Origin of the sequence: Mycobacterium sp. 852002-40037_SCH5390672 (assembly GCF_001665875.1) — a bacterium.
Classification (GTDB): Bacteria; Actinomycetota; Actinomycetes; order Mycobacteriales; family Mycobacteriaceae; genus Mycobacterium.
On sequence record NZ_LZTA01000067.1, the window covers coordinates 24,653 to 44,242 of the forward strand.

The window sequence follows — 19,590 nt, forward strand, 5'->3', positions numbered from 1 at the left end:
CACCTGGGACGGTGACCAGGAAATGGAGACTCGATGATCCAGTCGCGCCGGTCGCCATGGCGCTGGGGCGTCCCGGTCGTGTGTCTGCTGGCCGGGTTGCTGCTCGCCGCCACCCACGGAGTCTCGGGCGGTGCCGAGATCCGCCGCAGTGACGCCCCGCGGCTGGTGGACCTGGTCCGGGAGACCCAGTCGTCGGTGAACCGCCTCAGCGCCCAACGCGAGGGGCTGGCGGGCAAGATCGATGCCGCGCACGGCAGGTCGTCGGACGCGGCACTGGCGGCGATGCTGCGACGGTCCACGCAGCTCGCCGGCGAGGCGGGGATGAGGCCGGTGCACGGGCCGGGCCTGGTGGTCACCCTCGCGGACGCGCAGCGCGACGCCAACGGCCGTTTCCCGCGCGATGCCTCCCCCGATGACCTCGTGGTGCATCAGCAAGACATCCAGGCCGTGCTGAACGCGCTGTGGACCGCCGGTGCCGAGGCGATCCAGATGCAAGACCAGCGGATCATCGCAACCTCGGTGCCGCGCTGTGTCGGCAACACCCTGCTGCTCAACGGGCGGACTTACAGCCCGCCCTACGCGATCACCGCCATCGGCAACGCGGCAGCCATGCAGGCGGCCCTCGCCGCCGCTCCCCTGGTGATCCTGTACAAGCAGTACGTAGTCCGCTTCGGCCTCGGATACAACGAAGAGGTCAAGTCCGACGTGCAGGTCGTGGGTCATTTCGAGCCCGACCGGCTGCACTTCGCGCAGCCCAACGGCCCGATCGGCTACTGACGCCGGCTGACCAGCAGCGCAGGCCGGCGGACGGTAGCCTGGCACGATGCGGATCCTGGTTGTCGACAACTACGACAGCTTCGTGTTCAACCTGGTGCAGTACCTCGGTCAGCTGGGTGTGGACGCTGAAGTCTGGCGCAACGACGACGCCCGGCTCTCCGACCAGGCCGCCGTGGCCCGCCAGTTCGACGGCGTGCTGCTCAGTCCGGGACCGGGCACCCCGGAGCGCGCGGGCGCGTCGATCGGGATGGTCCGCGCGTGTGCCGCCGAGCGGACTCCGCTGCTCGGGGTTTGCCTGGGGCACCAGGCCATCGGCGTAGCATTCGGTGCCACCGTCGACCGCGCCCCCGAATTGCTGCACGGCAAGACCAGCAGCGTCCACCACACCAATAGTGGTGTGCTGCAAGGACTTCCGGATCCGTTCACGGCGACCCGGTACCACTCGCTGACCATCCTGCCCGAGTCGCTGCCGCCGGTGCTGCAGGTGACGGCCCACACTCAAAGCGGGGTGATCATGGGCGTGCGGCATACCGAGTTACCGATTCACGGTGTCCAGTTCCACCCGGAGTCGATCCTCACCGAGGGCGGGCATCGCATGCTGGCGAACTGGCTCGCGGACTGCGGGTGGGAGCGTGATGACACGCTGGTGCGCCGGCTCGAGAATGACGTGCACGCCGCGGTGCGACCGTATTTCCCCGCCGACCCGACGGCTACTGACCGAACTTCAGCGTGATGATGCCGTCCCGGTTGACCCCGGCGCCGGCCGGCGGGTTCTGATACACCACCCGATGGGACTGGGAGCCGCCGGCATCGACGTCGGCGCCCTTGTCCAGGATTCCCGTCCAGCCCAGCGCGCGTAGCCGCGGTTCGGCGTCGGTCCAGAACATGCCGGACAGATCGGGCATGACGAACTGATTGCCCTTGGACACCTGCAGCTCGATCACCGAATCCACCGGAACCATCTGTCCCTTAGGCGGATTGGTGCCGATTACCTCACCGGCCGGGCGGGTACTGTCGACCTGCACCTGGGTGACCTTGCTGAAGCCGTAGACGGTCAGGTTCTTCTGCGCGATGTCGACGGTCTGGCCCGCGATATCGGGAACCTGCTTGGTTTCCGGTCCGGAGCCGACGATGAGGGTGACGACATTCGTGATCGCCGACGTCTGGTTGGCCGGCGGGTTGGTCCCGATCACCTTGCCCAGCAATTCCGGGGTCGACGGGGAGTTGGCCTGCTTGAACTTACTGAATCCGGCGGCCTTGAGCTTGCTGACCGCGTCGGAGTAACTGAGCGAGGACACGTCGGGCACCTCGCGCTGTTCGGGTCCGGTGGAGACGTTGATGGTGATCTCGTCGCCCGCATTGACCGACGCGTTGGCACCCGGGTCGGTACCGATGACGTGATCGGGCGGGATCGTCGAATCCGGCTTTTGCAGGGTGCGGGTCTTGAATCCGCGGTTCTGCAGCGCCGCAATGGCGTCGGCGGACACCTGCCCGCGCACGTCGGGCACCTGCACATCACGGGCACCGCCGCCGAACGTGTTGAAAGCAATGACAACAACGATCGTCAGGATGGCCAGCGCTGCCACCGCGACAACCCAGCGGCCGACCGAACCGACGCTGCGGTCCTCGCCCGCGTCGGCGAGAACCTGACGCGGCAACGGATCGGTCCGCGTCGGGCCGGCGTTGCCGGTATTGGACGACAACAGTGAACTGCGGTCGGCGGCGGTGAGCACCTTCGGCGCTTCGGGTTTCTCGCCGTTGTGCACCCGAATCAGATCGGTCCGCATTTCCGCCGCCGTCTGATAGCGGTTGTCGGGGTTCTTCGCCAGCGCCTTGAGCACGACGGCGTCGAGCTCGGGGGCGATGCCTTCGTGCCGCTGCGACGGAGGGACCGGGTCTTCTCGAACATGTTGGTAGGCAACAGCAACCGGCGAGTCACCGGTGAAAGGCGGTTCCCCGGTGAGGATTTCGTAGAGGACGCATCCCAAGGAGTACACATCGGAGCGCGCGTCGACGGACTCGCCGCGGGCCTGCTCGGGCGAGAGATACTGCGCGGTGCCGATCACCGCAGCCGTCTGGGTGACGCTGTTGCCGCTGTCGGCGATGGCCCGGGCGATACCGAAGTCCATCACCTTGACCGCGTTGGTGGTGCTGATCATGATGTTGGCCGGTTTGACGTCGCGGTGGATGATGCCGTTCTGGTGGCTGAAGTTCAGCGCCTGGCACGCGTCGGCGATGATTTCGATGGCCCGGCGCGGTGGCAGCGGACCGTCGGTGTGCACGATGTCGCGCAGGGTGACCCCGTCGACGTACTCCATGACGATGTAGGGCAGCGGCCCGGTGGGGGTCTCGGCCTCGCCGGTGTCGTAGACGGCGACGATGGACGGGTGATTCAACGCGGCGGCGTTTTGCGCCTCGCGCCGGAAGCGAAGGTAGAAGCTGGGGTCGCGGGCCAGATCCGCCCGCAGCACCTTGACCGCGACATCGCGATGTAAGCGGACGTCGCGGGCCAGGTGAACCTCGGACATACCCCCGAAGCCGAGGATTTCGCCCAGTTCATAGCGGTCGGACAGGTGTTGCGGCGTGGTCATTGCGGTGTTCCGTGTCGGGCCGGCACGTTGTGAAAGCCGGAAGTCCCTATTGTCCCGTCATCCGGCCAATTAAGCCGCATGCCGGGCTGGGCCCCGGAACCGCTCGGCGTCTTGCTCGGCGGCGGCGCCGACGCGGGTGGGGTCCCGGTGTCGGTCACAGTGGGTGGTTGCTGCTGCTGGTCGGCCCGCGAATTGATGACGATGAGCACCGCGATGATGATCGCCAGCGCGCCGAGAACCCCTGCGGCCCACAACAGCGCCCGCTGACCCGAGGAGAACGTCCGCCGGGCCGGCGGCGGCCGGTGTCCGCCGGTGGTCGGCCGCGACCGGCGGGGCGCAGCGGTTCGGGCCGGAGACACCGCGGCTGCGCGGGTGGTCGGGCTGGACGGAATGGCCGCCGGCGACGCCCGGCCGGCAGGCGGTGTCGCGCTGGGCCGCGGCGGACGACGCCCCGCGCGCACCGCGGCCACGGCGTCGGCGAACGGTCCCCCGCTGCGGTACCGCATCGCGGGGTTCTTCACCAGCGTGATCTCGATGAGTTCGCGCACGTTGGGCGGCAGCTCCGCGGGCAGCGGCGGCGGCGGTTCCTTGATGTGCTTCATCGCCACCGTCAGGGCGCCGTCACCGGTGAACGGCCGCTTACCCGAAACAACCTCGTAGCCAACAACCCCCAGCGAGTACACATCGCTGGACGGGCTGGCGTCGTGGCCGAGGGCCTGCTCGGGTGCGATGTACTGCGCGGTGCCCATCACCATCCCCGTCTGGGTCACCGGCGCTGCGTCCACCGCCTTGGCGATACCGAAGTCGGTGATCTTCACCTGACCGGTCGGGGTGATCAAGATGTTGCCCGGTTTGACGTCGCGGTGCACCAAACCGGCCGCGTGCGCCACCTGCAGAGCGCGGCCGGTCTGCTCGAGCATGTCCAATGCGTGCCGCAGCGACAGCCGGCCGGTGCGCTTGAGCACCGAGTTCAGCGGCTCACCGTTGACCAGCTCCATCACCAGGTAGGCGGTCCGGCCTTCCCCGTCCAGCTGGCTTTCGCCGTAGTCGTGGACGGCGGCGATCCCCGGGTGATTCAGCATCGCCGAGATACGCGCTTCGGCGCGGAACCGCTCAATGAACTCCGGGTCCTGGGAGAACTCCTGTTTGAGCACCTTGACCGCGACGCGTCGGCCCAGCCGGCTGTCTACGGCCTCCCACACCTGGCCCATTCCGCCGGTGGCGATCAGGCGCTGCAGGCGGTATCTGCCAGACAGCGTCACACCAACTCGCGGGCTCATGGTCCTCCCTGTAGCGCGGCCTGGATCACAGCCCGTCCGATCGGCGCGGCGAGTGCACCCCCCGTCGCGGACAGGCGGTCGGCGCCATCCTCCACCAACACCGCCACGGCGACCTTCGGGGTCTGTACGGGCGCGAAAGCGATGTACCACGCGTGCGGCGGTGTGTGCCGCGGATCGCCGCCATGCTCTGCGGTACCAGTCTTCGATGCGATCTGCACGCCGGGAATGGCCCCTTTCTGCTGTGCGACCTTCTCGGCGCCGACCATCAGCTCTGTTAGCTTAGCGGCGACCTGCGGCGACACGGCGCGCCGCTGCTCATACGGTGCCGTGGTGCTAATGGTGGTCAGGTCGGGCCCCTTGAGGCTGTCGATCAGGTAGGGCTGCATCGTCACCCCATCGTTCGCGATGGTCGCGGCGACCTCGGCGTTCTGCAGGGGCGTCATAGCGACATCCTTCTGGCCGATGCTCGACATTCCCAGAGCCGCGGCGTCCGGAATGATCCCGACGGTTGATTCCGCGACCTGTAGCGGGATGACGCTGGGCGTGCTGTCCAGCCCGAACGAGTGCGCCATGTTGCGCAGCGCGTCCGACCCGGTGAGGATGCCGAGCTGGACAAACGCGGTGTTGCAGGACAGGGCGAAGGCCCGCTGCAAAGACACCGTCGGCTCGTTTCCACACGACTCCCCACCGTAGTTCTCCAGAGTTGCGGTGCTGTTGGGTAGCGGAATGGAGGGGGCGGCGGTCAGCTGCTCGGTGTCCGAAGCGCCGGCCTGCAGCGCGGCCGCGGTGGTGATCACCTTGAAGGTGGATCCGGGCGGGTAGGTCTCCGAGATGGCACGGTTGGTCAGCGGATTGTTGGGGTCGTCGCGCAACTTCTGCCACGCTTGCGCCTGCACGTCGGGATCGTGCGACGACAGCAGGTTGGGGTCATAGGACGGCGATGACACCATCGCCAAAATCTTGCCGGTCGACGGCTCGAGGGCAACGACCGCGCCCTTGCATGGCGGACCGCCGCAGCCCTGTTGCATACCGTCCCAGGCGGCCTGCTGGACCCGCGGCTTGATCGTGGTGTCACCGGTCGCGCCGCGCGGGTCGCGACCGGTGAAGAAGTCGGCAAGCCTGCGCCCGAACAGCCGCTCGTCGGAGCCGTTCAACAGCGGATCCTCGGCGCGTTCCAGCCCCGTGCTGGAATAGCGCAGCGAGTAGAAACCCGTGACCGGCGCGTACACCGCGGGGTTGGGATAGACCCGTAGGAAGCGGTACCGGTTATCGGTGGCGACCGAATAGGCCAACAGTTGACCGCCGGCCACGATCTGGCCGCGCTGGCGCGAATACTCGTCGAGCAGGACCCGCTGGTTGCGCGGGTCGGCACGCAGCGAGTCGGCGGCGAAGACCTGCGTCATCGTGGCGTTGATCAACAGCAACACGATCAACGCCATCACGGTCACCGAGATCCGGCGCAGGGAGGCGTTCATACTTTCTCGATCACCTCGGTGCCGGCCGCCGCGATCGACGGCTCGTTGCGGGTGCGGGTGCGCAAGGGACGACGGGCGCTGTGCGAAATGCGCGCCAGGATGGCCAGCAGCACATAGTTCGCCAGCAAGGACGAGCCGCCGTAGGACATCCACGGGGTGGTCAACCCGGTCAGCGGTATGAGCTGGGTTACCCCGCCGACGACGATGAACAGCTGAAGGGCCAACGTCGACGCCAGACCCGCGGCCAGCAGCTTGCCGAAGCTGTCGCGGGTGGCGATTGCCGTGCGCATACCTCGCACGATGACGATCGTGTAGAGCATCAGGATGCTGGCCAGGCCCACCAGCCCAAGCTCTTCGCCGAACGCGGCGATGATGAAGTCGGTCGAGGCGGCGGGCACGGTGTCGGGCTGACCGTTACCGAGTCCGGTGCCGAAGATTCCGCCGGTGGCGAAGCTGAACAGCGACTGGACAATCTGGTAGCCGCTGCCGTCGGGATCGGAGAACGGGTCCCACCACATCTGCACCCGCACCCGAACGTGAGCGAAGATGTAATACGCGACAACGCTTCCCGCGACGAACAGCACCAGGCCGATCCCCACCCAGCTGAAGCGTTGAGTGGCGAGGTAGACCACCACCAGAAACGACGTATACAGCAATAGCGAAGTGCCAAGGTCTTTTTCGAAGGCCATCACGCCGACCGAGATCACCCACGCCGCCAACAGGGGCGCGAGGTCACGTGGGCGGGGCAGGGTCAAACCCATGAAATGCTTGCCGACGCTGGTGAACAGACCCCGCTTGGCGATCAGCACCGCCGAGAAGAAGATCAGCAGCAGAATCTTGGAGAACTCGGCGGGCTGAATTGAGAAGCCGGGCAAGCGAATCCAGATCTTGGCGCCGTTCTGTTCGGACAGCGATGCGGGCAACAGGGCGGGAATCACCAGGAAGATCAGACCGACCAGTCCGCAGATGTAGCCGTAGCGTGCCAGTTGCCGATGGTCTTTCAAGAACGTGACCACCAGGGAGAAGGTCACCACGCCGATCAGGGTCCACAGCATCTGCTGGGTCGCGCTGGGGTGGTGCCGGCCGCTGAGCTGATTGGTGACCAGATCGAGCCGGTGAATCATCACCAGTCCAAGGCCGTTGAGTAATGCCACGATCGGCAACAGCAGCGGATCCGTATAGGGCGCGAAGCGTCTGATGGCCATGTGCGCCGACCCGAAGACGACAAGGAAGACCAGTCCGTAACTGATTGCGGTCCAGTGCAGATCGCGCTCTTGGTTGGCTTCGACTATCAGCAGCGCGGCGACGGTGATCAGTGAGGCGAAGCCCAGTAGCAACAACTCGGCATTGCGCCGGGTAGGCAACGGGGGCGTGACCGCGACCGGCGGCTGAAGTTGTGTCGTCATGCCACCGTCCGGCAATCGATGCCCGGTTGAAGTGGCGGCCCGGGAAGCGCGGTCACTGTCTGCGACGTGGTCGTCGGACCTGCCGGCGCAGAATTCGCGGGGCCGTTGGCGCTCGTGCTCGGTGAGGGGCTGGCGCTCGAAGAGCTGGTGGTCGGTGGTGCTGGCGATGCTGGGGTGCCGGATTCGGGTGTTCCGCTGCGGGTGCTCGGCGCCCCCGGCGGAGAGGTGGCGCGCGGGGGCGGACAGATCGGCAGCAGATATTCGGCCAACAGTTGCCGCAGCTGCGATTCGGCCTGGTCCAGGCTCCCGCCGGGCAGTCCGGTTTGAACTTGGACTTGTCCGGGACGGCGCAGGTCCTGCAGCGTCATCAGCTGGCAATTGGAGTGGCCCGCGGATTGCCCGTAGCTGACCAGGGATAGCTCATTGCGGGTGTTGAGGCAGCCCACCAGATAGGGCTCCTGCAGCGGGACGCCCAGCAGGGTTCCCTGAATTCCGCGGACGATGGAGATCCTGCCGCTGTATTCCGCGACGTAGTAGTTGCGCTGAATGACCCACCAACCGACGGTGAGGCCCGCGAATACCAACAGCACCGCCAGCGCGACGGCGACCGACATCTTCCGGCGCGACCAGCGCGGCCGACTCGGTGTTTCCGGTTGCGGTGCAACGCGTTTGGCGGACTCGTCGCGCGGCCGGATCGCTGAGGCGCGTCCGGCCGAGGTGTTGGGCAGGGTCATTTGATCCTCGTCACCCGACACCGCGCCGGCGAGAATCGGCTGGGTCTGGCCGTAGTCGTAATCCACCACGTCGGCGACCACGACGGTCACGTTGTCCGGACCGCCGCCGCGCAGCGCCAACTCGATGAGGCGGTAGGCGGCCTCGGCGACGTCGGGGATCTGCAGCGCCTCGAGGATGGTCTCGTCGCTCACCGGATCCGATAACCCGTCGGAGCACAGCAGATAGCGGTCACCGGCGCGCGCCTCGCGCATGGTCAGCGTCGGCTCGACCTCGTGACCGGTCAGCGCGCGCATGATCAACGAGCGCTGCGGGTGGCTGTGGGCCTCTTCCCGTGTGATCCGACCCTCGTCGACCAAGGTTTGGACGAACGTGTCGTCCTTGGTGATCTGGGTCAGCTCGCCGTCGCGCAGCAGGTAGCCCCGCGAGTCGCCGATGTGCACCATCCCGATGCGGTCGCCCGCGAACAGGATCGCGGTGAGGGTGGTGCCCATCCCCTCAAGCTCGGGTTCGGCTTCGACCTGTGCGGCGATCGCGGCGTTGCCCGACCGCACCGCATTGTCGAGCTTGGCCAGCAGATCGCCACCGGGCTCGTCGTCATCGAGGTGGGCCAGCGCGGCAATCACCAGCTGGGATGCCACCTCGCCGGCGGCGTGACCACCCATGCCGTCGGCGAGCGCGAGCAGTCGTGCGCCGGCATAGACCGAGTCTTCGTTGTTGGAGCGCACCAGGCCGCGATCACTCCGCGCGGCATATCGCAGGACCAGCGTCACGGGCGCAACTCGATCGCCGTTTTGCCGATTCGAATCGGCGTTCCGATTGGAACTCGTACCGCAGTCGTCACCTTCGCCCTGTCAAGGTAAGTACCGTTGGTCGATCCTAGATCCTCGACGTACCACTCCGAGCCGCGCTGAGACAGCCGGGCGTGCCGCGTCGAGGCATAGTCGTCGGTGAGCACCAGCGTGGAGTCGTCGGCCCTCCCGATCAACACCGGCTGTCCACTGAGGGTGATGCGTCCGCCCGCCAGCGCGCCTTCGGTGACCACCAGGTAGCGGGCCGCGTGCCGGCGCTGACGCGACGGCAGCAGCGTGCTGCGCAGAGCCAATCCCCGTCGCACCATGACAGCACCGGTGGGCGCGTAGATGTCGGTCCGAAGGATCCGCAGCACGGACCAGATGAATACCCACAGCAGCATTAAAAATCCGGCGCGCGTCAGCTGCAGTACCAGTCCCTGCATCTGGCGTCCTTTCCGTCCTAGCGTCGCATCCCTGGTGCCCGTGACTCCGAGCACATCGGCTACGTCACGATACTTGGACGGCGGTCGACACGGGGCGAAGCACGGCAGCGTTAAGCCCAGTGGCTTAGTGGATTCGGACGATGATCTCCGAATGGCCCAAGCGGATCACGTCACCGTCGGCCAGCTGCCACTCCTGGATCGGTGCATTGTTCACCGTGGTGCCGTTGGTCGAGTTCAGATCCGAGAGCAGCGCGACCTGTCCGTCCCAGCGGATCTCGAGGTGACGCCGTGACACGCCGGTGTCGGGCAACCGGAACTGAGCATCTTGGCCGCGGCCCACGATGTTGGAGCCCTCACGCAGCTGGTAGGTGCGGCCGCTGCCGTCGTCGAGCTGAAGGGTGATTGTGGTTCCGCCGGCGCCGTAGCCGCCCTGGCCGTAGCCGCCGTAGCCACCCGCGGGCTGGCCGTAGTCGGCGGGCTGCCCATAGTCGGCGGGCTGCCCGTAGTCGGCCGGCTGGCCGTATTCCGCCTGCTGGCCGTACTCGTACTCGGGGCCGGCGGCCTCCGGGTAGCCAGTGCCCTGACCGCCGTACGTTCCGCCCTGCGCGTGCTCGGAGTACTGGGTGTACTCGGGAGAGCCGTAGTCCTGCCGCCCGTATCCCCCGCCTTGCTGGTAGCCCTGGTCGTAACCACCGCCACTGCCCTGATCGGGGTACGCGGGTCGCTGTTCGGGCGGAGCGTAGCCGGCCTCGTCCTGGCGGGCCGGACCGCGACCGTAATCGCCGTATCCGCCGTAGCCCTGCTGACCAGCGCCCTGCTGGCCGCCGGGAGGGCCGTAGCCCCCACCTTGGCGGTACCCCTGGTCGTAGCCCTGGCCGCCATAGCCGCCGGGCGCGGGTGGACGTTGCTCGTACGACTGCGGATAGCCGCCCTGTCCCTGCTCGGGGTAGCCGCGCTGGTCTTGATAGCCCTGCTGAGGGGGCTGAGGGGGATAGCCCTGACCCTGTTGGTCGGGGTAGCCGCGCTGGTCCGGATATCCGCCTTGTTCCGGGTAGCCCTGCGAAGGGGGGTAGCCGCCATGCGCTTGCTCGGGGTAAGCGCCTTGCTCCGGGTAGCCCTGCTCAGGATGGCGCGGCGGTGGGTAGCCCTGTTGGGGCGGGTAGCCGCCCTGTTCTGGTGGATATCCACCCCGCTGCTCGGGCGCCCCCTGCGGCTCCGAGCCGCCGCGCGCGTCGTCCTGCGGACGGCCGTAGCGGTCGTCGTAGTACTCGTCGCCGGGCCGCCCCGGCCCCTGAGCCCCGCGGTAGCCAGAATTGTCAGTCATCGCTGCTACTCCTCGTTCTTCGCCGAACGCGTTATTTGATTGTGGCCGGACGGAGTCGTCGACCGTCGGGCGGGGCTGGACATCAGGGTTGACAGCACCACGGGCGCGGTACTGTCCGGTGCGCAGGTTCGACGACTGCTCGAACCGGACGACCACCTCACCATACGTTTGCCACCCCTGTTCGTGGATGTAGTCAGCCAAGTACCTCGCGAAAGCGCCTGACGTGAGATCCGAATCGGCGCTCGCCTTCTCGAAGTCGTGCATACCGAGGGTAATGATGTATTCGTTGGGGGCCAAAAGGCGGTTTCCGTGAAGCTTCCGGACGCCATCACGCGCTTCGCGGCATAACAGGGCTTCGACCTCTTGCGGAACGACCGATCCACCGAATACCCGGGCGAAGGCGTTGTCCACCGCCGCCTCCAATTTGCGCTCGATCCGCGCAACGAGCCCCCGTTGGCTACCCATGTCCTACCGTTCGCATGCACTTGCCATGAGGTATTGCCGGTGGACGGCAAACGAATCACCTCGGTGCTGGATCACTTCCGAATGGTATCGGGACATCGCCGCGCTGCGGCACTTTCGAAATAGTGAGAACCGCATCAGCCCAGCTCAGAGTCGTGCCGACCACCGAGCGCATGATGCGGGACGGCTTTGGCCCCACTGCGGCGGTTCGGGAAGGGGGCCATTAGAGTGATATGGTCCACCGGTTGTTTTTCCGGGCGAGTGGCGGAATGGCAGACGCGCTGGCTTCAGGTGCCAGTGTCCTTCGGGACGTGGGGGTTCAAGTCCCCCTTCGCCCACACTGTGCGGTTCTACGAAAGGTCACGGCCTCGAAAGAGGTCGTGACCCTCGTGTTGGTAGGGATGAATGTGGCGCCGCGCTGAGTGCGTAAAGTCGGGCGCCATGGTCGATCACAAGACGGCCCAGCTGCAGTCCGAAGTTAATCGCCTCGCCGCAACGTTGAACGCCCCACCAATCGAGGTCGGCGTCGTGTTGAAGGATGACGACCGCAACATCTACATCGATGACGACGGCAGATATCACTACGACTACTGGGAGCGCGGCAGACAGAAGTTCGACCGTGTCGGCGACATCGATGAGGCGCTCTACTGGTTCGCGAAAGACATCGCTTTCGACGTCGGCGGATCGTTCTCCGCCGTCCATAGCCCAGAACACCAGGACTCGCGCATATTGTTGTGGGCCAAGCAATATGAGCTGCTGAATGGGCTGAACCCGCGTTGGGCCAAGCGCTGCGTACGCGAAACCGCGGACAGCCTCCGGCGTTGGGGCCGACACGAAGATATCGAGCTGTTGCCGGACATCACCGAACGAAACGCCTGATCGGCCCGCTGGAACGCGATCGGTTGCGGCCCGCGCCTTGGTCAGTCGGACACCCGATAGGTCCCGTGGCCCTCGATGATCGCGCCGTCCCGGAAGCCCAAGACCTCGTTGACCAGGTCGCCGTTCTGGTTGCGGTACGCGATGACGACCGTGTCGATGCCTTGGTAGACGCCTTCTACAGAGAACCGGAGATCTGGGATGCGTGCGACGGCCTCGGTCCAGTACTGCCGCAACGCTGCCTTACCGCGGACGACGCCCCGCGTTTCCGGGAAGAGTTTGGCTGCTACCGGCGAGGTGAACACGACGTCGTCATGGAAGTCGGCGAGCACGGCTTCGACGTCGTGAGCGTTCCAGTTACGCACCCACCGTTCGCTGAACGCGGCCGCATCGACGTTCATGGTCGGAAACTGTAGCGCCGGGGATTCAGCGGCTCAGCGATTTCCCACTGCACGCCGGCTCGGGTCATAGTTGGCGGCGAATGTCGGCGAGGTGGTGCTGCAGTTCGTGCGCGGTGTGTACCGCAACCCAGCGCAACGACCGCTCACTGGTCTCGGGGTAGTGATAGACAACGGTGCGATCCCAGTCATCGGCGCAGAGCCGAGCCAGCACATTACTGAATAGCGTTGCGGCGTCGGTGAGTTGACGAGCGACCCCAACCGGGTCCTGCTCGTTGTAACCGTCGTGCTCGGCGCGCTCCTCGCGACCCATGGAGGCGCAGTCGGCGCCATCTACCCGCCGCGCCGCGAGCACCCGCTCGCGCTGCACGAGTAGCACATCTCGCAGATGGCAGGCGTATTGCAGCGCAGACCATACGTCGGGCCGTGAACGCCGCCGGACGTCGATGTCGTTATTACACAGAAGCGCACCAACTTCGGCTGCCTGGGCGCAGATGTCGTCGGCAGCGGTTGTTGCTCGCCGCAGGTCGTAGGTAAAACCGCATTCCGCGCAGTGGTCCGCCACGGGACCATTGTTCCAGACCAGTTCCTCGGCATTCGCGCGAAGATGGCTAGCCGTCCGAGGCCGATACGGCAGCCTCGGAAGCTGTTGTGGCCGTTGGTGAATAGACGGATACGGCGGCGGTCACAGTGGACGCGACAGGCGGCAAATAGTCGGTCCTGAGCGGGAGGCCTTTTGGCGCGCCACGACGATGACACAACCCAGACCGAAATCGAACAGGTAGCAGGACAAGTCGATGGCGTACCCGTACCTCGTCGGGCAAGCTCAGACGACTCGAGGCCCGCCGGCAGCTACAGATGTGAAGTTTCTAGTGAATTGACCGCTGTCTACGCATTAGTACCCTTATGGGCAGCTTGGAAGGGGTTGGAAATGCGTGTCACCACGGGACGCCTGTGTTCTGTGCGGATGCATGCCGCACGTTCTGCGGGGTGACGCGTGCGGCTAGGTAGCCATCGACGGTGCCATGGGACTTCCTTACATAGATGAGAAGGCGCTGGTTGCTGAAGCTGGTGGCGACCCCTGGGCGATCAATGCAAGTCTGCAGGCTGGCAGCCCGCTGCAGATTTCCAATCTAGCGAGGGCTTTTCATCGCGCGGGCCGATGCACTGCGGAGTCCGACAATGCTTTCGAGCAAGCCCGCACCCGGTTCGAAGCTGCCTGGAATCACCAGGATGGCGGCCATCCGATCAACGACTCTGACGAAGTGCAGCGGGTGGTGAAATCGCTGGGGGCGCAGTCTTTACAGCTGCCGAAGATCGGTGCGGACCTGGAAAACATCGCCGCGGCGTTGGCCGACGCGCAAAAAGCCGGAGCAGCGCGGATCGCCACCTTGGATGCTCAGTTGAAGAGCATCTCGGACTCGGTTGCCGACGCCGTCAACCTGTTGAACAACGACAAAAGTCTCACCGCGGCGGATAAGGACGCGGTGCATGCCTTCATCAACACTTGTGAGGACGACGCCCTTCGTGACACCAAGTCGGCGCTCGCCGCATTGCAGTCGATTCGCAACGGCTACTCCGATGGCCTTCAGAAATCGCTGAATAACCTCCACGCCGAGGGATATGACGGTGCTCCCCTCCATGGCGCCGACGCTGACGGTGTCGCCCCGGCGTCACCAGCCCAACAGGCCGCATTGGCTGACATTCGCCAAGTCACCAATCAGGCCGTCGTGGACCAAATGGCGAAAGTGCGTGCCGCGCAGGACGCAATCAATAAAGCCATGGCCGACGTCTATACCCACGGCCCGGGCTCACCGGAAGCCGAGGCCGCCAACGCCCGGCTGCCCAAGCTCAAGGCCGATCTTGCGCATGCCCTCGACGACCTGGGCAAGATTCCCGATTACAACAGCATTGACCCCGCGTCCGTGAGCGTCACCCCCGACGGGCATTTCATGTTCACCTACAACGTCAACGGGCAGTCCGTACAGGCTTTCGGTCAGCTGAAGAACGGCGCCGGTGAATTCTTCGACCAAGCCACCGGCACGTACTACACCTTCAACGGCGGCAGGTTGACCGGCCTGCGCACACCGGATCCCGGGCAGGTGGAAGCCACCTCCGAACCGCTGTTTACCGCCATTACCCTGGCGGCCGGAGCGCCGGAACTCAAGGCGGGCGGCGCGGCGCTTGTACAAGGCGTGAAGATGCTCTTCAGCCGCGAAATGTTGGAGGGTCTGACAGCCGACAACGTGTTCCCTCGCGCACTGGCCGGGGCCGAGGAACACTTTCAAGTCGCCGAGCAGAACCTGAATTCTCATGCCCCACTACCCGGAGAACCCGTCCCGGGTACCCACCCTCTTGAGCCACCCCTGGTCGAGCACACGCCACCGGCCGACGTACCCGTCGACCATGCGCCCGCAGGACCTCACGTAGCGCCGGTGCCCGACAGCCCGGTACCAGTCGTTGATCCAGCCCATCCGGAATTCCACCTGGACAACCCACTCAACTACATGCCACCCGAGCTGCGAGTGCTTTCCGAACAACATCTGACCGGCAGTGGCGAAACCGTCCTGGGACCGTATCAAAACCCGTTGGGGGGCCCTTCGTACATCGACGTCGCTCAACAGCGGGGCGCAAGTTACTTCGACATCGGGGACGCATGGAATTCGTCCACACCTATTGAGCGACTCGCTGCCAACCAGCATGTCCTCGACATTGCAATCGCAAATCGGGACACTATTAGACTGTCGACTTCTCTCGATAGGGTCTTAGACAATACGTATACGGCGGCCGAGCTCAGCTACCTGAAGGCGCACGGGTACCAAGTAATCGACGGCTATACCCTAATACCCCCCAAGATCGGAGACTAGTTTGAAAGCATTATTAGAATTCATCGTTCAGTACGTCAGCTTTCTTTACCTCGACCCCAGGTATAGAATCACAGATTCGTCTACCCGGGGCCTCGCGGATATCGACGCATCGATTTCATTTTCCAGCGAGCAGCTCAAATGGGATGTCGTTAACGACCGCGGTATCATCTACTTCACAGCAGTACCAGTATTCCAAGATGGCTCCGATTGGTTTGCGCTTTCACTCGTCCGTCAGTACTTGGACGGCGGCGACGACGCGGTCGGGGACCTAGCCGTAGACCAGGCCAATTGGCTGTCGACGAACCTGAACCGTGTCGAGCGGCTATTCGCGGACAAGCCGACTGTAGCGCGCGTTTGCGACGAGCTGGCGACATTACGCCGCTCGAATTCATCAAAAAGGTGGGGATGGCCGAAACCAGACGAAGTCAGCTAGCTGCACCCCAGCTACCAATTTTATCAGGAACTGTTGGCAAGAATAGCTAATGGCGCAGTTGAAGTGCATGTCAGCACGCTGGTATGAGCGCGGATCCGGGATGGGTGGCGGCAAAACGCGCATCTCTACCAATGCATGATTGCGAACCGTATTTGTTCGAACGATTAACCTGCCGACCTGCCATCATCGTGACTTGTGGATGGTCGACACCGTCGATGACCGGGCACAGAGCCACCTGTGACGCGGACCTTTCTAGCTTCGAGCTAGCTGAAAACTACTGATTTGGACTTGGGCCGACAGTGCTGGAGGCATCATCGGGCGCAGCCCCCAGGCCCGGTGTAGGCGCTGGGTCATAACAGGCGTTGAGGGGATTCCGATAACTGAAGGCGTTCGCGGTACTACGCAGCGGCGGTTTTCGGTACTCAACGGGCCAGGTACGCTTCCTTAGCCTTCCTTCTACGAGCGCACCCACTGCGAAATCTCCGGAGTGACCGGGTCGGTGATGTCGTCGAATTCGGGATGCTTCTTGAGCACCGTGCCGATCATCGAGCACACCGGAACTATGCGCTTGCCCTCGTCGCGCGCCTCGTTGAGCGCCTCCTCGACCAGGATTGTCGCCAGCCCACGTCCGCCATACGCCGGATCGATTTCAGTGTGGTAGAAGACGCGCTGGTCGCCGCGGTCGGCGAAATCGGCGAGCCCCACCGTCTTGCCCTCGACGGCAATCGTGTACTTCCCGTCCTGGAGGCTGACCGTGGCTTCGGCGCCGGTCTTATCGGTTGTCATGTGCTTCCCTTTCTTTGCGGTGTAGGTCGGGGCCGCAGCCGAGCGGTCGGCAGCGGCGGGGCGGGCAGCCGGGTGAGTTTCCCCCGGTATCCCTGAACGGCGCCGAATCGGTCGTCGGCGTCTTCCCACAGTCGGCGATAGGTGACGATGTCCTGGTGGCTTCGTCCGACGAAGTTCCACCACATCACCAACTCTTCGGTGAACGGCGTGCCGCCGAGCAGCAGCAACCGGGCAGGTCCGTCTCCCGCGTTGTCCACGTGCAACCGGGTCTGACCGGGGCCTCGGTATGCCAACTCAGCGATCGTGAGGGCGGTCCCATCCACGCGCACTGTCCCGGCGTCACAAAGCACCCCGTGTTCGAACGTTGGGTCGACGTCGATGTCCAGCGCGGCCCCAGCGTCGAGGTCGATCTGGGCACCCAGCAACGGCGTGAATGTCGGCACCGGTGACCTGCTTCCGGCCAGCTCGCCGAGAAAGACCCGCACTTCCGCGCCCCGCAATGCCAAGGGGGTGGGCGTGTAATAGGCGAAGTCTCTACCGGTGTCGCGATGGGATGCGGGCAGCGCGACCCAGAGCTGGACACCGTGCAACAGGGCGGAGTCAACCGACACTTCCGAATGGCAGATGCCAGCCCCCGCGGTCATCAGATTCAGCTCGCCGGGCCGAACGGCCGCGTGCACGCCGGCGCTGTCGCGGTGCTCCACTTCCCCACTGAACAACCAGCTGACGGTTTGTAGTCCCGTATGGGGGTGCGGTGGGACGTCCATCCTCGCGGCAACCGGGCCGTAATGATCGATGAAACACCACGCCCCGATGAGCGAGCGTTGTCGTTGCGGCAGCGTACGTTGAACCCGGATCGCCCTGGGGCCGCCCAACGGAACTTCTCGTGGATACAGCACCTCCACCATCGTCGCGGTGTCTAGGTGTTGTGAAGCAGCGCAAGCGACTTCGGCCGGCGCAGCTTCAAGGTTGCTCATCTTTCACCTTCCGTCGCGCCCGATAACAGCGGGTCATCCGCGACCGTACCCCCGCCTGCTTACTTGCGCGGGGGCCGCAGCACTTTCATGGCCAGCCGCATGACGGGCTCGGGCACGCGGTCTTGCATCGACAGGGCGGTGTCGGCGGCCCGCGATCGCAGCGGGGTGCCTCGCCCGAAGACCCGGTTCAGCGGTCCCCCGGACGGCTCGAGCACCACATGCAGCGGCGGGGTCCCGACAGCGGCACCCAGCGCGTTCGAGATGACCATCCGCTGGATCTCGCTGGTTCCCTCAAAGATGGTGTACAGCTTGGCATCCCGATACCATTTCTCAACCGGATGATCGGTGATGTAACCCCAGCCGCCCATGGTTTGGATCGCGCGTTCGGTGGCCTTCACCGCGACTTCGCTGGCAGCCATCTTCGACATCGAACCTTCCCCCCGTTCGAAGGGAACATTGTTGGCCGCCATCCACGACGCACGCCAGGTGAGTAGCCGGGCGGCGTCGATCTGCGTGGCCAGTTCCGCCAGCGGAAATGCGATGCCCTGGTTGTCGATGATGGGTCCGCCGAAGGCCTCGCGCTCGGTCGCGTACGCGGTGGCATATTCGAGCGCCGCGCGTGCGATTCCGATGGCCTGCGCGGCGACCATGGGCCGGGTCTGCTCGAAGGTGCCCAATGTCGCTGAGCCGGAGCGCCTTCCACCCGCCACGACTTCCCTGGCTTTGGCGAGTTTGTGTTCGAGTTTTTCTTGTCCGCCAAGCAAATTGGCTGCCGGAACGCGCACACCTTCGAAGAGCAACTCGGCAGTATGAGAAGCCCGGCAACCCAGCTTGTCGAGCTTCCGCACCAGCTTCAGGCCGGGTGTGCCGCCCGGCACCACGAACAGTGCCTGACCGCGATGGCCAAGTTCCTCGTCGACCACCGCGTTGACCACATGCACGTTGGCGATGCCGCCATTGCCGATCCACATCTTGTGGCCGTCGATGATCCAGTCGTCACCGTCGCGTCGCGCGTGGGTACGCAGATTGCGCACATCGCTGCCGCCTTCGGGCTCGGAGATGGCCAGGGCGGCAAGCTTGAGATCTCCTGGCGTGCCGAAACATTCGGGCGCCCACTCCAGCATCTGCTCCGGTGAGGCGGCCTGGCCGATCGCTGACAGTGCCAGCGCCGGCATGACGATGGCCAAGCCGATCCCGGCGCAGCCCCAGAACAGCTCCTCCATGAACATCGGTAGGGAAATGCCGGTCGGATCACCGATCAAATCGCGGTAAAACAGCGGGCTGTAAAAACCGTGCTTGGCCGCCTCCTCCAGCACGGCCCAGGGAAACTCCTGTCGCTGGTCGTAGTCGAGCGCTACTGGGCGTATTACGGATTCGGCGAACTCGTGCGTGCGCCGTGCGAGATCGTGCTGTGCTGCTGTCGGGGTCAGGTCGAACGTCATAGGTGCGCCTCTGGGTCGACAGACTGCTCTTGCCGACCCCGACTACCCCGTTGCCCCGCTCAGCAAACTGCCGCCACGGATTTCGGCGAAATGTCAGGCAGCGGAACGGGGTTTGACTTGCGCCAGCGGCAGGTGCAGCACGACTGCGGCCACCGCGACCGCCTCGTGTTCGTGGCGCGCCAGCAGCGCCGCGTTCTCGGGCAGCTGTCGGGCATTGATCTCGCCGGAGGCGATACGTCGCAGGACGTCGTGGGCGTGAGCGAGCTGGTCACGCTTGCGATATTGGCCGCCCGGCAGCTTCACGCCGGCCCACACCCCGTACTCCTCGCGGTGCGCGATCGCATGGGCGGCGCAGCGGCGCTGTTGGGCCAGCGGGCAGCGGCGCAGGCACTGGATCCGCGCCTCGGTGGCCGACCGCTCGTATGCGCGCGCCTTCGCGGCGCCGTCACCACCGTCGTCGTCGGGGTAGCCGAACCAAAGTTCCGGATTGGCTGCACAGGGGTGTCCCATGTCGGTCTCCTTGTCGA

General features: G+C 65.1%; 18 protein-coding genes and 1 tRNA gene. 6 read left to right on the top strand and 13 right to left on the bottom strand.

Going from position 1 to position 19,590, the window contains the following annotated elements:
- Positions 1-33: 33 nt before the first annotated feature.
- Complete coding sequence (locus A5782_RS10425; protein ID WP_067099047.1) at positions 34-777, top strand: DUF881 domain-containing protein; 744 nt, start codon at positions 34-36, stop codon at positions 775-777.
- Between the two features lie 46 nt (positions 778-823).
- Positions 824-1,510, top strand: coding sequence for an aminodeoxychorismate/anthranilate synthase component II (locus A5782_RS10430; protein WP_067099050.1), 687 nt, complete (start codon positions 824-826; stop codon positions 1,508-1,510).
- Here A5782_RS10430 and pknB read toward each other — a convergent pair.
- From pknB to A5782_RS10465, 7 genes are all read right to left on the bottom strand, one after another.
- Positions 1,488-3,368, bottom strand: a complete 1,881-nt coding sequence (gene pknB, locus A5782_RS10435) for a Stk1 family PASTA domain-containing Ser/Thr kinase (protein WP_067099053.1) — start codon at positions 3,366-3,368, stop codon at positions 1,488-1,490. The two genes, A5782_RS10430 and pknB, sit on opposite strands and share 23 nt — an antisense overlap.
- Entirely contained in the window at positions 3,365-4,648 is a 1,284-nt protein-coding gene (locus A5782_RS10440) for a serine/threonine-protein kinase (protein ID WP_067099056.1), read from the bottom strand. Before A5782_RS10440 ends, pknB begins: the two co-directional genes overlap by 4 nt.
- Complete coding sequence (pbpA, locus tag A5782_RS10445; RefSeq protein WP_067099059.1) at positions 4,645-6,123, bottom strand: D,D-transpeptidase PbpA; 1,479 nt, start codon at positions 6,121-6,123, stop codon at positions 4,645-4,647. The genes A5782_RS10440 and pbpA overlap by 4 nt, the downstream gene beginning before the upstream one ends.
- Positions 6,120-7,529 (bottom strand): FtsW/RodA/SpoVE family cell cycle protein, encoded by a 1,410-nt coding sequence (locus A5782_RS10450; RefSeq protein WP_067099062.1) that lies wholly within the window; start codon positions 7,527-7,529, stop codon positions 6,120-6,122. The genes pbpA and A5782_RS10450 overlap by 4 nt, the downstream gene beginning before the upstream one ends.
- A complete protein-coding gene (locus A5782_RS10455) occupies positions 7,526-9,034 on the bottom strand; it encodes a PP2C family serine/threonine-protein phosphatase (protein ID WP_067099065.1) in 1,509 nt (502 codons plus the stop codon). Before A5782_RS10455 ends, A5782_RS10450 begins: the two co-directional genes overlap by 4 nt.
- Entirely contained in the window at positions 9,031-9,498 is a 468-nt protein-coding gene (locus tag A5782_RS10460) for an FHA domain-containing protein (protein ID WP_007771646.1), read from the bottom strand. The genes A5782_RS10455 and A5782_RS10460 overlap by 4 nt, the downstream gene beginning before the upstream one ends.
- A 124-nt stretch (positions 9,499-9,622) precedes the next feature.
- Positions 9,623-11,287 carry a DUF3662 and FHA domain-containing protein gene (locus A5782_RS10465; RefSeq protein ID WP_067099068.1) on the bottom strand — a complete coding sequence of 555 codons (1,665 nt, stop codon included), beginning with the start codon at positions 11,285-11,287 and terminating at the stop codon, positions 9,623-9,625.
- A 252-nt stretch (positions 11,288-11,539) separates the two neighbouring features.
- Between A5782_RS10465 and A5782_RS10470 the strand changes: the two genes are divergently transcribed.
- Positions 11,540-11,622, top strand: a tRNA-Leu gene (locus A5782_RS10470).
- Between the two features lie 103 nt (positions 11,623-11,725).
- On the top strand, positions 11,726-12,163 hold the full coding sequence (locus A5782_RS10475) for an Imm63 family immunity protein (protein ID WP_067099071.1): 438 nt from the start codon (positions 11,726-11,728) through the stop codon (positions 12,161-12,163).
- A gap of 41 nt (positions 12,164-12,204) precedes the next feature.
- Here A5782_RS10475 and A5782_RS10480 read toward each other — a convergent pair whose 3' ends face one another.
- Together A5782_RS10480 and A5782_RS10485 are read right to left on the bottom strand one after the other, a co-directional pair.
- Positions 12,205-12,561 (bottom strand): nuclear transport factor 2 family protein, encoded by a 357-nt coding sequence (locus A5782_RS10480; protein WP_067099074.1) that lies wholly within the window; start codon positions 12,559-12,561, stop codon positions 12,205-12,207.
- 64 nt (positions 12,562-12,625) lie between these two features.
- The gene (locus tag A5782_RS10485) at positions 12,626-13,123 is read right to left on the bottom strand and encodes a DinB family protein (protein ID WP_082942872.1); all 498 of its coding nucleotides are present in this window, start codon (positions 13,121-13,123) and stop codon (positions 12,626-12,628) included.
- Between the two features lie 460 nt (positions 13,124-13,583).
- Between A5782_RS10485 and A5782_RS10490 the strand changes: the two genes are divergently transcribed.
- On the top strand, positions 13,584-15,425 hold the full coding sequence (locus tag A5782_RS10490) for a hypothetical protein (protein ID WP_067099076.1): 1,842 nt from the start codon (positions 13,584-13,586) through the stop codon (positions 15,423-15,425).
- Position 15,426: 1 nt separating this feature from the next.
- Positions 15,427-15,858, top strand: coding sequence for a hypothetical protein (locus A5782_RS10495; protein WP_067099078.1), 432 nt, complete (start codon positions 15,427-15,429; stop codon positions 15,856-15,858).
- 456 nt (positions 15,859-16,314) lie between these two features.
- On the opposite strand, the gene A5782_RS10500 is transcribed toward A5782_RS10495, so the two are convergent.
- The 4 genes from A5782_RS10500 to A5782_RS10515 all read right to left on the bottom strand — a co-directional run bounded on the left by A5782_RS10500 (position 16,315) and on the right by A5782_RS10515 (position 19,573).
- Entirely contained in the window at positions 16,315-16,644 is a 330-nt protein-coding gene (locus A5782_RS10500; protein ID WP_067099080.1) for a GNAT family N-acetyltransferase, read from the bottom strand.
- Positions 16,641-17,621: a pirin family protein gene (locus tag A5782_RS10505; RefSeq protein ID WP_067099082.1), complete on the bottom strand. Its 981-nt coding sequence runs from the start codon at positions 17,619-17,621 to the stop codon at positions 16,641-16,643. Before A5782_RS10505 ends, A5782_RS10500 begins: the two co-directional genes overlap by 4 nt.
- A 59-nt stretch (positions 17,622-17,680) precedes the next feature.
- Complete coding sequence (locus A5782_RS10510; RefSeq protein WP_067099085.1) at positions 17,681-19,063, bottom strand: acyl-CoA dehydrogenase family protein; 1,383 nt, start codon at positions 19,061-19,063, stop codon at positions 17,681-17,683.
- 93 nt (positions 19,064-19,156) lie between these two features.
- On the bottom strand, positions 19,157-19,573 hold the full coding sequence (locus A5782_RS10515) for a WhiB family transcriptional regulator (protein ID WP_067099089.1): 417 nt from the start codon (positions 19,571-19,573) through the stop codon (positions 19,157-19,159).
- Positions 19,574-19,590 lie beyond the last annotated feature (17 nt).

Bases quoted from the DNA above. Each gene is read 5' to 3' on its own strand.
- A5782_RS10425 (WP_067099047.1), top strand. From the start codon at position 34: ATGATCCAGTCGCGCCGGTCGCCATGGCGCTGGGGCGTCCCGGTCGTG.
- A5782_RS10430 (WP_067099050.1), top strand. From the start codon at position 824: ATGCGGATCCTGGTTGTCGACAACTACGACAGCTTCGTGTTCAACCTG.
- pknB (WP_067099053.1), bottom strand. From the start codon at position 3,368: ATGACCACGCCGCAACACCTGTCCGACCGCTATGAACTGGGCGAAATC.
- A5782_RS10440 (WP_067099056.1), bottom strand. From the start codon at position 4,648: ATGAGCCCGCGAGTTGGTGTGACGCTGTCTGGCAGATACCGCCTGCAG.
- pbpA (WP_067099059.1), bottom strand. From the start codon at position 6,123: ATGAACGCCTCCCTGCGCCGGATCTCGGTGACCGTGATGGCGTTGATC.
- A5782_RS10450 (WP_067099062.1), bottom strand. From the start codon at position 7,529: ATGACGACACAACTTCAGCCGCCGGTCGCGGTCACGCCCCCGTTGCCT.
- A5782_RS10460 (WP_007771646.1), bottom strand. From the start codon at position 9,498: ATGCAGGGACTGGTACTGCAGCTGACGCGCGCCGGATTTTTAATGCTG.
- A5782_RS10465 (WP_067099068.1), bottom strand. From the start codon at position 11,287: ATGGGTAGCCAACGGGGGCTCGTTGCGCGGATCGAGCGCAAATTGGAG.
- A5782_RS10475 (WP_067099071.1), top strand. From the start codon at position 11,726: ATGGTCGATCACAAGACGGCCCAGCTGCAGTCCGAAGTTAATCGCCTC.
- A5782_RS10480 (WP_067099074.1), bottom strand. From the start codon at position 12,561: ATGAACGTCGATGCGGCCGCGTTCAGCGAACGGTGGGTGCGTAACTGG.
- A5782_RS10490 (WP_067099076.1), top strand. From the start codon at position 13,584: ATGGGACTTCCTTACATAGATGAGAAGGCGCTGGTTGCTGAAGCTGGT.
- A5782_RS10500 (WP_067099080.1), bottom strand. From the start codon at position 16,644: ATGACAACCGATAAGACCGGCGCCGAAGCCACGGTCAGCCTCCAGGAC.
- A5782_RS10505 (WP_067099082.1), bottom strand. From the start codon at position 17,621: ATGAGCAACCTTGAAGCTGCGCCGGCCGAAGTCGCTTGCGCTGCTTCA.
- A5782_RS10510 (WP_067099085.1), bottom strand. From the start codon at position 19,063: ATGACGTTCGACCTGACCCCGACAGCAGCACAGCACGATCTCGCACGG.
- A5782_RS10515 (WP_067099089.1), bottom strand. From the start codon at position 19,573: ATGGGACACCCCTGTGCAGCCAATCCGGAACTTTGGTTCGGCTACCCC.